Origin of the sequence: Brevibacterium iodinum ATCC 49514, from assembly GCF_900169265.1 — a bacterium.
GTDB classification, from domain to species: domain Bacteria; phylum Actinomycetota; class Actinomycetes; order Actinomycetales; family Brevibacteriaceae; genus Brevibacterium; species Brevibacterium iodinum.
Genome location: NZ_FXYX01000040.1, coordinates 1 through 12,778, shown reverse-complemented (window position 1 = coordinate 12,778; position 12,778 = coordinate 1). Strand labels below are relative to the sequence as shown.

The 12,778-nt window shown below is 56.7% G+C and carries 6 protein-coding genes; 2 read left to right on the top strand and 4 right to left on the bottom strand.

What is annotated here, in order from left to right:
• Positions 1-379: 379 nt before the first annotated feature.
• Together mobF and BI49514_RS16415 are read right to left on the bottom strand one after the other, a co-directional pair.
• On the bottom strand, positions 380-4,156 hold the full coding sequence (mobF, locus tag BI49514_RS15785) for a MobF family relaxase (protein WP_101547405.1): 3,777 nt from the start codon (positions 4,154-4,156) through the stop codon (positions 380-382).
• A gap of 40 nt (positions 4,157-4,196) precedes the next feature.
• On the bottom strand, positions 4,197-4,940 hold the full coding sequence (locus BI49514_RS16415) for a hypothetical protein (RefSeq protein WP_145996248.1): 744 nt from the start codon (positions 4,938-4,940) through the stop codon (positions 4,197-4,199).
• 1,252 nt (positions 4,941-6,192) lie between these two features.
• Here BI49514_RS16415 and BI49514_RS15770 point away from each other — a divergent pair.
• Entirely contained in the window at positions 6,193-7,602 is a 1,410-nt protein-coding gene (locus tag BI49514_RS15770; protein WP_145996247.1) for a hypothetical protein, read from the top strand.
• Positions 7,603-7,683: 81 nt separating this feature from the next.
• The gene (locus BI49514_RS15765; RefSeq protein ID WP_101547401.1) at positions 7,684-8,544 is read left to right on the top strand and encodes a DNA adenine methylase; all 861 of its coding nucleotides are present in this window, start codon (positions 7,684-7,686) and stop codon (positions 8,542-8,544) included.
• A gap of 1,221 nt (positions 8,545-9,765) precedes the next feature.
• Here the strand turns inward: BI49514_RS15765 and sigJ are convergent.
• On the bottom strand, positions 9,766-10,689 hold the full coding sequence (gene sigJ / locus BI49514_RS15760; protein WP_101547400.1) for an RNA polymerase sigma factor SigJ: 924 nt from the start codon (positions 10,687-10,689) through the stop codon (positions 9,766-9,768).
• Positions 10,690-10,809: 120 nt separating this feature from the next.
• On the bottom strand, positions 10,810-12,483 hold the full coding sequence (gene qcrB, locus BI49514_RS15755) for a cytochrome bc1 complex cytochrome b subunit (protein ID WP_244195362.1): 1,674 nt from the start codon (positions 12,481-12,483) through the stop codon (positions 10,810-10,812).
• Positions 12,484-12,778 lie beyond the last annotated feature (295 nt).

The following is a 12,778-nucleotide window of genomic DNA, read 5'->3' as shown; positions in this document are numbered from 1 at the left end:
TGGTCTGGACGACGCGGATGACGTCGTCGCGGAATTCTTTCGGGTAGGGCTGTGGCATGGTGTCTATCCTTCCAGGCTTGCCTATGAACAAGCCAGATTAGATGTCACCTAACCCTGCATCAGTCCCCAGGGCCAACAAGGATGACGGCCACAAGGTAGAAGTGCACGTGACCACAAGAGTGGTGGTGACGTATGCTCCCGGCACCTGGTTGCGTGTGTGGGGGAAGTGCGCTGAACCAATGAGTGCTATGTATGGAAAGACGGAAGGACTCGGTTGCTGACGCGTAATCTGAGAGAAGGAATGGGGATGACGGTGCAACCGTCATCCCCATTCAGTTTTCAGGCTCGCGGACAGGGGAAACGTGGGGAGGGGCGGCGACTACAACTCGCGTTCTGGGCCATTGTGAGTAGGCGAAACAGGCTGAGGCGCGACCGGTCGGGCGGACGGTGTCTTGTGAGTGCCGTGTGCGCAGTCATCAAGAGCGGCGAATGTGGGATCGTCAATGTAGGCCGCCCGGTCGATGGTGGTGATGTCAGGTTCGACTGTCGGAGTGGGACTGACCGGGGCACTGGACTCGGGCGGGGTGTTGATGACTGATTGCAGACGCTCCCAGTAGGGGTGGAGATGATCATCCTTTGGAGGTTCTGTGCCGAAGGGAGTGGGTTCTTCGGTCTGATCGGAAACAGCCCGCCACACGATGGCCGCGTTGATGACGTCCTCACGGCGAGGATGGTGAGCGAACTGTTCGCTGAGCTGAGTGAACCACTCGGGTGTGTCTTTAGCGAGGACCGCTCTCCGGGCCGAAACCTGATCGTTGAGGTCGTGAAGTGACTGTTCCCAAAGACGTGCTTGCTCATCGGTGTGTGGAGTGACAGCCGCGATCATTCGACCGGCACCAGCGACGGGGGGACTGAGGGGTTTTTGGCAGCGTTCGATGATCGATTCAGCACTGTCGGTGGGAACTGGTTCGTCTGGGAGATTCCGGGCAGGGTCGACAGTGATGAGCCGCTGCCAGTTCGGATCGTTGCGGATGTTGTCTCGCTGTTCATCATCGGTGTGCATTTCGAGCCAGTGCTGAGTTCGAGAGACTTTCGCCGCCCAGTTGAGATACGTCATCTCGTGGCAGATGCGACCGACGTCGTTCGCCCAGCCGAGTTCTGCATCACGGACCTCGTGGGCTGATTTCTCAGCGGTGGAGCGAGCCACAACAGACTTGATGTAGACACTCGGGTCAGCAACGAGTTCCCCATTAGCGTCGACGGTTGCTGACGTCATCTCCACGCTCCAATCGTCCGGGGTAGGTTTCTCAGGATTGTCTATGTCGACGTATGCGTGGTTGTTGTGTTTGCCACGGGTCATCGCGACGTAGAACAACTCTCTGGACAGTTTCGGCGTGACCACGGCATGACCTGTATCGACTGTTACGCCCTGCGAACGGTGAGCGGTGGTCGCGTAGCCGAGTTCGACGGAAGATGCGAGATAGTCAGCATCGAGGACGATAGTGGGAGCGGGACCGTCCTCATCGGTTTGCACACTCGCTCGAACACTTCCATCCGGGCGAATGTCGGTGATGGTGAGGCGTGTGCCGTTGGCAACGAACGAACCGGAAGAATCACGAATGCTGCGGTCATTGCGCCGAGCCAGAAGTATGTCTCCGATTCCTGCTTGCACGTCAGCGCGGAGAGTCACTTGGTTGGTGATGTCGACGTCGCCAGACTCAACAAGGTCTGTATGAGCTCGTTGGTTGAGAGAGGCGACAGTGTCGTTATCTGACGCAATGAGGATTGATGAGAGTCCGGCATCACGGTCGGACTTCCACGCTGTGTAAGCGGTGTCGGCGGCTTCATCATCGGGACTGCCGTGGATGCGACCCTGCTCGGCATACTCGTCGACGACGGCCATGTCGTTCACTTCATCTCCAGAGCGGAGTTTGAGGGACGCAGTTTTCTCCCAGTCATTCTTGAATCGCCAGATTGTGTCGAGAGTGCGGTGGTCGAGGTGGCGTTCGACGTGACCGAGAAAACCTCCCGCATCGACAGCTTCGAGTTGCGCGGGATCGCCGACAATGAGCATCTTGGCACCAGCAGCTTCTGCCTGTCGGGAGAGTTCAGCCATGTTGGTAGTCGAGACCATAGAAGCTTCATCAATGATGATGAGCTGGTTCTCGTGAAACTGGTACTGGGCTTGAGTCGCGTAGTCCTGAGCGAGCTTCGACTGGAGAGCTTCGCGCTGCTTGATGAGCTGGTGACGATTGGTCGGCTGAACCTCGAAAATTCTGGAATCGAGGATGGAGAGACGTGTCTCATAGTCGTGGACCCGTTCGGCACGGCGCGCGGCACCGTCGCCGACAGACTCGAAGAGCCACTTGGCAACGTTATCGGTGTCAACTCCAATCTCGTCACCAAGGACTCCGGCGGCAACAGCGGACGGAGCGAGACCAATGACGGACTGTTCCCCATGGACGGAATGCCACGTGTCGGTGATCGCCCCCATCGTGGTTGACTTGCCGGTGCCGGCGGGGCCGATGATGGCCGAGATACCCGCATCGGAAGAAAGAACATGCTTGGAGGCCTCGAACTGGTCAGGGCTAAGCGAATGACCATCATCGGTGCGCCAATTCTCAAGTACGTCGACGTGTTCGGGGTGGTCGGTCAATGATGGTGCACCTGTTGCCGTGACACGAGAGATGAGATGGTCTTCGTCGGACATGACCTGGTCAGTGGTGTAGACCCCGGAGTGGACATGGTGGTCAAAGACTGACCGGTCACGGAGATTGACCGAGTTGTCCGGTCCCTCGGGTAACCGAGATCGAGTGGGCGTTAGAGCGACGGCTTTATCGAGTGTCGTGGACACGATGTGGTCGACGAGGGCATGGCGGTCGTCGGCGGTCGCACATCGGACAAGCCGAAGTACCCGTTCCGCCGAAGCACGGACATTGGCACGAGTAAACGTAGTGCGCCGCTGTGATGCATCGGTCAGTGTCCATTGACTGATCTGTTCAATGATGTCCGGGGTGACCATCTCTGAAGTGACGGTCCGAACATGGTGACCGACCGCGTTGCGGACAACGGTCTCCGGGTCGAGGCCCGCCAAGTGTGTGCGCTGCCTCCACCACTGCATCTTCTCCGGAAGCGTGGTGTGCTCGATGGTGTTCTTGTCCGGTCGATTCTCCAAGGTGGCTCGTTGGCGAATGATCAGAACTTCACGCGGAGTCGGGCGATGGCCATAGGTTTCGGTGTACTCGTTGATCAGCTCATCGGCACGAGCCTCGATGGTGATGGAGCGAGATGAGAATTCCTCGATCAACTGGTCAGGAACACCCGAGAGCTCCACGCGATTCGCTGGCTCGTGGTCCGTGCTGGTCTCATCGGAGACCGCGGACTCGATGAGCTGCTGGATATCAACGTCGAGGTCGCTGCGTGATTCAGCGACCGTTCCAACATCTGCGGCGAGACGATCAAGGATCAGAGAGTTATACATCTCGGAGACTGCGACAACATGCTTATATAGTGCCTGCGAATCGAGGGTGACCCAGTGGCCATCAGAGGCACGCTGAACGCGGTTGGCGATGACGAGATGAGTATGGAGCTGTGGATCACCGGCACGAGAATCCCAGTGATCGAAAGCCGAGGCGATCACGCCATTCACTGCGACGTGAGCTACCCCACCGTGACCGGCACGCGACTGAACCACATTTGATTCGAGCCATGACAGAGATTCTTGGACTGCCTTCTGATGCGCAGCATGAAGCCGACCTTGCAGTTCGGGACCGGCCAGCGCCCAGAGCGCAGAGACCGACTTGGGCGGTGAGAACGTGAGATCGAATCCGGCGACCCCCTCACGTTCTTTCTTGGCCGGTCGACCGGCCGGAGTGACCGCACCCTCGGGGGCGGACTTCGTTTTCATGAGAGGACGGCCAATCGGCTGGTCGGTGACCGGATCCTTCTGTTTCTCATAGATGGACCGGGCAGCGTGCTCGGTCACTTCCTGACCGACTTCCAGACCGGCCAGGCCAGAGAGGCCGGAACCGGCCCAGCGTCCGGGCGGCGCCTTGGTTTCCGTGTAGTAGGAAGTCATGTCGCGGGACTGGCCGTCGCCGGTCGCGGCATGTTCAAGGTAGTAGTTGATGGACATCTTCGAAATGGACACGGTCATTGAGGTATTCCTCCGTAATTGTGCGGGGTGCGGAGTCCGGTCATTGTCCGGACTTCAGGCGACGGTCACGACCGGACTTCCATAGCGCCCAGGTCCGGACAATCTCACGGTCACCAGGAGTGAGCTGACCGGACGGACCGCTGTTGGCCAGGCGACCGGCCAGGGTGTCCCATGCGTCAATGACCGGTCGGAACCGGTGCCGGTCACGGGCCAGATCACTGAGACTTTGCGCGGCCTTGTTGTAGTCGGTCACGAGCGCCTGGTACCGGTCACGGAGTTGTTCAAACTGTCCGGACAGAGCGCGGTGACGGTCAGTGACCGTGGACAGGCGGGTCTCAAGGTTAACAATCTGTTGGGCGGCGGTTTCGAGATCTGACCGGTCAACGTGATCAGCCGTGGCGGCATCGAGTTCGGCGGTGACCGATGTGAGTCGGTCACGAGTGGCGACGAGGTTTTTGACCCTGGCCGTGATAGCACGTTGAGCGTGAGCCTGGTGCTGGCGCTCACGTTTACGGGACCGGGCCTCGTGCCGACGTAGCTTTGTGCGTTCGGACTCGATGACCTTGCGTGCGTCGGCAAGTTGAGATTCTTTGCGAGCGAGTTCGGTTCGTGCAGCTCCGAGCTGGTCGGTAAGTCGTTGGACAGTCGTTTGGGTGTTGGTGCGTCGTTGCGAGCGATCGTTGCTACGTCTGCGGCAGGTCGCAGAGCAGAATTTCCGCCGCTTAGTGGCGGTGGAAGGGAGCGCGTTCCCGCATTCGGCACACGATTTCTGTGTCGTTTCCATGCAGGTTGTACGCCGGAATGCGGATGGAGCGTTTGTCGTTGCGTCGGGGCTGCAACTCACGGTATGCACCTTGGTGCCAGAGGTGTGTAGCTCTGGGAGCCTGGAGCGCTCGTGTCGGAGTGGTGAGGGGGAGCCGTTTTGTTTTGTGACTGTTGGCGTTGCGGGTTTGTGGCGGTTGAGTTGTGGTTTGAGTGTCTTGTGTGAGCGGGAGTTGCTAGTCAGAATGGGAGCGTCATTGCTGGAGGTCTCGATCGGTCGGGAAGAGAACTCGCGTGAGCTCAGTGTCGGAAGTGTCGCAGTGTGATGTCCGCACGGTGAGCGGCATGTATGCGCGAGAACTAGTTGATCGGTTGGCAGCGAAAGGCAAAGGAGGCTTTGGTGGCAATTTGCGGAGCAATAACAAAAAAGGGAACGCCTTGTAAGAATGACGCCAGTTCGTGCCCACACCACAGAGGCCGGGCGGCGTCACCTGTACCTTCCGCTGAACTGGTAGATGCAGTTGTTCCCCCAGTTGTAGAACGCTCACGAACTTCGAGCAGACTGAATCGTCGAGCGACGACCGGAGGTTCTGACGAGAAGCGACCAACGTCGGTGAAGGACAGCTGGGAGGGCGATCCCAGACGTCAGAAACGCGTCAGCCGAAATAAGGAAGTCCTGAGTTCGAAAGCTCGAGATGCGATAAGTTCGGCGGTCGTCACATTGATCCTCGACCCTGACTCGAGATATCGACTCGTTGCGGATCAACTCCTTGAGCAACTGCCTTGGTATCACCGACTTACGCGGAGTCATCGGCTGTGCACTGTTCTGAATGACACCTGCAAAGCAATCTCGCCTGCAACATACGCAAACTATCTTGGAGCAAACGTTGCGTCATTGCTGAGTGATTCAGGCATGCCGAAGCTATTGGCCGAGACCATTGGGAAATCAACGGCATTCGTAGCAGTCAGAACTATCAACGCACCGTCCTATGACCAGCTCATTGCCGGGCTGCGACTTCTGATCGTGCTCGTGTGTCCAAACCTGGACGTCTGTCCAGCTCAGAAAGAAGTCTGCACTACACTCGTCGCTCCAGGGATCGAAGAGGTACTTAAAAAGCGGACGGCCAACTGATTCAGACATCGTCGGGAGAACAGCGGCGACAATGCCGAAGCGTTTGACAGCTTTCACGGACTCTGCCTCGGCAACCATGAGTCATTTCACGGTTCCGCGGATAAGATCGGGACTAGTTGATGAAACGAATAAGGATGGAACAATGCCAGAACGAGTGATAGTCGATTGGGATGATCTACCCGATATGGATCTTGATCCAGATAATCCTCGTCACGACCCCGGAATGGCTCGCCGCGACATCATCCGATACTTAGTCGAGAAAGAGAGTGTCTTGGGGCTCGCTCGGGACATCGCAAAGGTGGGGCTTAGTCCGCTCGACATTTTTGGTGCTATCGAGACGCCGAATGGGGGCTACGTGATCGTGGAGGGAAACCGCCGACTATGCGCGCTCATCCTTCTACGCGATCCGACTTTGGCCCCCAGCAAAGAACGCAAAGCGTTCGAACGACTAAACCGCGACTTTGATGCCGCTTCAGTTTCAATCGAGCTCACCGTATTTGCCAACAAGGACGAAGCAGACGTTTGGATCGACAGGAAACATGCCGGACCAGGTAACGGGAACGGACCGAAACCGTGGAATGCGGTGCAGCTTGCCCGGCGCTACGGCGACCGCACGGGTAATGCGCTGGCACTGGCGCTCCTTGACTACGGGCAGAGTCAAAGGATGCTTACCAAAGCACAGTCAAGAGACATCCTGACAACCATTACGCGGTTCATCTCGACTCCGTTCGTACGCCAACACGGCTTAGGGATTGAGACGAGTGCGTCTGATCCACAGTTCAGGTACACGGTTACCCGTTCACTCTTTGATCGTCGTCTGAAAAAGCTGCTCGACGATATCGTCGCGCGGCGCAATGGCGCAACGTCCAGAACGTCCAGCGCGGATCGGGTGAAGTATGCGCAAGACCACCTCGTTTCCATCGCTGACACGGCGACCAGCGTGTCGAACAACTCGGAAGCGAACTCGCAGGACCAGCCCGAGCCAAACCAGGGAGAAGCCAAGCGGTCGAGGGACCAAGCTGCCGACCATAAGCCGGTCGACTCAAACAGGCCAACTGATAGTGCCCCGGGTCCCCGTCCTGACAACCGGGGGAAGTTGGTGCATAGTTCGTTCGCGCCCAACTTCCGAGATGAACGGTTGAAGCGGATACTCTGGGACCTTCAGTCGCTACGCAAAAACAGTCCGCTAGCAGCCGCGCTCGTCGTCAGAGTCTTCCTGGAGTCGATCTCAGTCAAGTACCTAGAGACTCGCGGAACGCATGTCAGTCTCCAGGAGAAGCTTCATAAGATTGTCCATATTGTTCTGAAACATATCGAGACGGAAAAGAACAGCGGCACTATCCAACTAACAAGGGCCGAGTCTGGTGCCCTGGGTCTGCTGAAGAGCCAAGTCAACAATCAAGCGTTCGTGTACAGCGCCTACTATCTGGGGCTCGTTGCGCATGGTTCAGCTTTCCCCGACTGGTCGACGCTGACCAGGAAGTGGGATGAGATTGAACCGATCATCGGATACATAGCCTCGAACGCAGAGGCAGCTGTCGACTCTGCTTAGGTGTGGCTGAGTGAAGCTGGCCAAAACTGCCAAAACGCTGTAGCGTTCCAAGAAACAGCGCTATACGGACGAGTTGGACCAATGCCCATCACACCCTCACCTCTACGATATCCAGGCGGCAAGACCGCACTGTTCAAACTTGCCGAACCGCTTCTGGAGTGGAACGGACTCCGAAAGACGACGTACGCTGAACCGTTCGCCGGTGGAGGCGGCCTCGCACTGTCGCTTCTCTTTGAAGGCGTAGTACGGCGCATCGTCCTCAATGACATTGACCCAGGGATATATTCTCTCTGGCACACCATACTCAACGATACCGACGAACTTATCCGGCGAATCCGTGATACGCCGATCACGATGGACGAGTGGTACCGGCAACGTGAAATCTACCGCAGCACGAACGGTGAGGTCTCGCTCGATCTGGCGTTTGCGACACTGTTCCTCAACCGAACTAATCGATCTGGTGTAATCAAAGGCGGTGTGATTGGAGGGAAGGCGCAAGCCGGAGACTACAAACTCGACTGCCGATTCTCGAAGAAGAACACCATCGAGAAGATCGAACGAATTACTCGGTACAAGCGATGTATATCAATCACCCGCGAAGACGGACAGAAGTTTCTGAAGGGAATGTCCATCTGCGAAGATCGGATTGTCTATTTCATCGACCCTCCTTACTACGGTAAGGGGTCCGGCCTATACACGAACTTCTACCAACCCGAAGATCACGCCGCCCTTGCCGCGACAGTCCGGGAACTCGAACAACCGTGGATCCTGACTTATGATCTTGCCCCGCAGATTCAGCAACTCTATCTGGGCTTGCCTCAGTACGCATTTGATCTGAACTACACAGCAGCGATAAAGCGGGTGGGCACTGAACTCATGGTCACCAGCCCCGACATTTCAGTTGCCGGCATTTCACAACTGAGACGGCCTGTCGCCGCCTGAAGCCAGAGATGTCAACGGCCGAAGGACAGAAAGACCCCGAACCAGTGTCCGCTGCATCCCGCCCGGCCTGTCTGTCCAAGGTAACGACCACACCTAGCAGGGAGTCGAGACCCCCAACTACGCAACTGTTCATTAGACAAAAACTCTGAATATTCTTCTCTGCTTGCGACTCAGCAACACGCAGGATAGCGGATTTGGAGTGCAGTGCCCTTGCCACTGAACCGCAGAACGCAGCGAGTCGAAAAGCGCGGCAGGATTTCATAAAAGAGGCCCGTCGCCACAGCCAAACTGTGGTGACGGGCCTTACTCAACGACCGCACCAAACAGGGTGCCGCAGTCATTGGGTTAGTCAGACTGAATAGGAAGACCTCTTTCGCTGGGTAGCGATCACAAGACCGATGCCCACGATTAGCAAGACTGCTCCCACAAGCAGTCCGCCGAGCTGTGCGCCAGTGCCGGGGAGATGCGAACCACTACCTCCGGCATTGAAGGATGAGTCTGCAGCTCCACGTGTGTTCAGATTCGCTTTTCGCTGCCCCTAAGTGGATTCGTCCGCGTTGGCACCATCCTCGGGATCGGTACCCGTGTGGGACTTTGCGTCCGAGGCTCGGATATCAGCTTCGGCAACTGCTGCAACGCCAGTCGCCTCATCAGTGCCCGTTGTTCCGGAATCTGGGTTGGAAGCGGCTACCGAACCGTCGACGTGAGTTGTCTGTTCTACCTCGATTTCTGTTCCCGCAGCATCCTTGTCAGAGTCAAGAATCGCTGGCCGTTCCGTCTGCATCGTTACTCTCATCAGACCGTGACTTCGATGTTCCAGTGGTGTCTGCTGCGTAGCCGTCTTTGGCCCCACCGGTCTCTTCAGATGCCTGAGAGTCGGATTCATCGACGCCGGGGTACCGGAATCTGCTTCAACGTCGGATGCCCCACCGGTCGAAGCAGTGCTCGCCGAATCAGAGTCGGACGATGAATTCGACTCATCTGAATAGGTATCGTCACCCGTCAGAGTGTTGGTAACAGCGATGACCTGAGCAGAATTGTCCTCACAGATGGTCGCAGTTGACGTCGACAGTTGAGGGTTCTTCCCATTCCGTGCCACCAACATCGACCGGAGTGAGTTCTTCCAGGCTCACGACAGCTCCAACTGACAGCTGAGGACTGGTCTCTTCCTCTCTGCTTGCGGGAAGTGTCAGCTCGCCGCCTTCAGCCCGTATTCGTTCTTTACTCCCACGCTGCTAGTTTCTCCGGGTTACGCACGGCCCAGATACGGTCGACCATTCCCGAGCCCACATTCACAGAGATGACTGCAACAATCTTCCCTTTGGAAGTCGCCACAAGACCAGCTTCTCCATTGACAACCTGTTGTTCGATATGGAGGCCCGGTTGGCGGCCAAATGCGCCAATGAAGAATCGAGCCACTGCTTCCGGGCCATACAACGGCTCCAAAGCAGCAGAGACGACACCGCCTCCATCGGTGACTGCTGTGACGTTTGGGTCCAACAACTCAATGAGCCCACCAATGTCGCCTTCACTCCAGGCGGTCTTGAATGAACGGACGACGGCAGCATGCTCTTCACTCGATACGGTAATCTGGCGCGAATCTCGAATCCTCTTTCGTGCGGAAGACGCTAGCTGACGGCAAGCTACCGGCGATCTTCCTACGATCCCACCGACCTCCGCGAACGTGAACCGAAAGACGTCATGCAGAACGAAAGCTACGCGTTCAGCTGGCGTCATCGACTCCAGAACGACTAAAAGGGCCATTGAGACGGACTCATCCATACTTACTCGATCTGCTGGGTCGATCGACGCTTGGGATAAGCAACTTGTCCAGACTCTTGGGTCAGGGACAGGTTCAGGGAGCCACTCGCCGACGTAGAGCTCTCGACGAACGCGGGCACTGCCGAGAAGGTCGAAACAGATTCGGCTAGCGGTCGTAATCAGCCAAGCGCGCGGCGATCGCACGTCCTGGCGAGCAGAGGCGTCAAGTCGATACCAGCGAATGTACGTATCTTGAACGGCATCTTCAGCATCGCCAAGCGACCCGAGGAGTCGATAGCACAGGCCGAGGAGAATACTGCGCTCTTCGACGGCGTCCTCAAGGCTCGGCGGTTCACTCTCGACAGATTCAGTGCCGTCCGGCATGATCCCTCCTCGCCACCAGCCAGTTCGAGCAGGCACGGCGGCTCTTGAATGAGTCTATACTGCGAAGGCATACCGCCCTCGATAGCAAGACGAAGCACACGATCAGATTGTGAGGTCTGCTCAGCGAGAACGCCGAGCGGTATCGCCGCACAAACCAGATCCGTCAGTCCGGGGAGTCTCCGAGACTTGCGTCGCTTGCGGTGTAGCTGCCGAGTGACCGCGAAGCTCCCGAACCTCGTCAGGCGAAGGCGGAACGACACGATCTTCAAAGAACAAGCGAGAGAAGAACGCTCGCGCCCTCTCCCTGATTCGAATCCGGCCTGACTCATCTGGCCGCGGATGTAGTGGAGAGGGAGACTCGTAGGTGACAAGCTTCCATCGTTGGAACTCATCAACCGGTGCGTGGATCTCCTGGTACTCGCCGCTTGGTAAACGCACGATCTTCCCCGTTTCGAAACCATGCAATACGATTTCCTTATCCTTTCTCTGCAGGGCGAGGCAGATCCGTCGAGCGATACTGAAGCCAACTATAGGTCCGAGGAAGAGTGAAATCTGAAGGACCAGAATGACGTCCTCGTTGCTGAGAAAAAAATACAAAGCGATTACGTCAGAACCGGCAGCGATCCATAAGACACCGTAGAAAACGATTGCGGCAACGCCCAAGCCAGTGCGTGCGGGTGCGTTCCTGGGGCGGACCAGTAGATGATGATCGCGTTCATCGGCAGAAATCCACGATTCTATAAATGGGTAAAGGATTGCAGTGACGAAGAACAACCCGCATACGACGACGGGAACAAGAATCGCAAGAGTGATCGTGTAACCAGTCAAGACGATCTCCCATCCTGACGGTACGAGTCGCTGCGCCCCGTCCAGGAAAGCGACAAACCAGAGAGCGCCGCCCCCGGCCGAGGCATTACCCGGGTCAGCGGGACCATAATTCCAGATCGGATTGATAGTTACAGTGGCTGCGATGAGGAACAACATGCCTGTCGTCATCAGCATCAGACCGATTCGTTTGACTGCGGCCGGAGCAAGTGATTTCCCGACTATATTGTTCTCGGATCTCCCCGGCAGAGGGAACTGACTGGGCTTGTGACGGATTGATTGAAAGGCGACTACGACGCCGAATAGGGCGATAAGCACCGGAAGTATAAGGATATGCATCGGATACACCGTTGCGATCGCCCCAGACGGGAAGTTGCCTTGGAAAAGTAATGAAGAAAGAGTCGTACCAATCACTGGTGTGGCCTTTAGGACACCATCGAGGACTGCAAGACTGCTGCCTGAGAGCATGTCATCTGGAAGGAAATGCCCCGTCAGTCCTGCCATCATCGCCGTTATGAGGCAACCGAGTAGAGCCATCCAGGCTATTTCCCGCGGTTTGCGAAACTCGGCGCTGAAGAAGACTCGCAAAATATGAAGAATTAAAGAGGCAATCATAAGTGATGCACTCCAAGAATGTAGCTGCCGCATGAGCAAACCACCGCGGACCTCAAAGGAAAGCTCGATAGTTGATATGAAAGCTCGTGAGGCTTCAATACCTCGCAACGGCTCATATTGGCCTTGATACGAACTTGTCACGACTGACGGGTCATAGAAAAACATCAAAAAAACACCTGACAACATGCAGACGGTGAATGACGCCAGGGCGATGTGGACGAAGAAGAACGACCAATGGTCGGGAAGCACTTTGGTCTTAAGACTTACCAACCAGGTGCTTGCTCGGACGCGCTTGTCCTTCCAACTGCCGACACGATCGACGGCTCCTGTTTTCGGCAAATGTTCGCGTGGCACGAGTATCCCTTTCACTGACCTGTCGCATTTCAGATGACCACCTATGAGACGATGCGGTGCTGCGATCTGTGAGGCAGTCCATGTGCATTACAGCTTCTATGCCGTGTCGCGATGTAGGTCGAGAGGGCGGCTCCGGACCTCGGACTGTAGTGAGTGCGACTGTCGCAGGGGACTGATGCAGGGTTAGGTGACATCTAATCTGGCTTGTTCATAGGCAAGCCTGGAAGGATAGACACCATGCCACAGCCCTACCCGAAAGAATTCCGCGACGACGTCATCCGCGTCGTCCAGACCA

Coding starts and splice junctions, on each gene's coding strand:
- mobF (WP_101547405.1), bottom strand. CDS start 4,156: ATGACCGTGTCCATTTCGAAGATGTCCATCAACTACTACCTTGAACAT.
- BI49514_RS16415 (WP_145996248.1), bottom strand. CDS start 4,940: ATGGAAACGACACAGAAATCGTGTGCCGAATGCGGGAACGCGCTCCCT.
- BI49514_RS15770 (WP_145996247.1), top strand. CDS start 6,193: ATGCCAGAACGAGTGATAGTCGATTGGGATGATCTACCCGATATGGAT.
- BI49514_RS15765 (WP_101547401.1), top strand. CDS start 7,684: ATGCCCATCACACCCTCACCTCTACGATATCCAGGCGGCAAGACCGCA.
- sigJ (WP_101547400.1), bottom strand. CDS start 10,689: ATGCCGGACGGCACTGAATCTGTCGAGAGTGAACCGCCGAGCCTTGAG.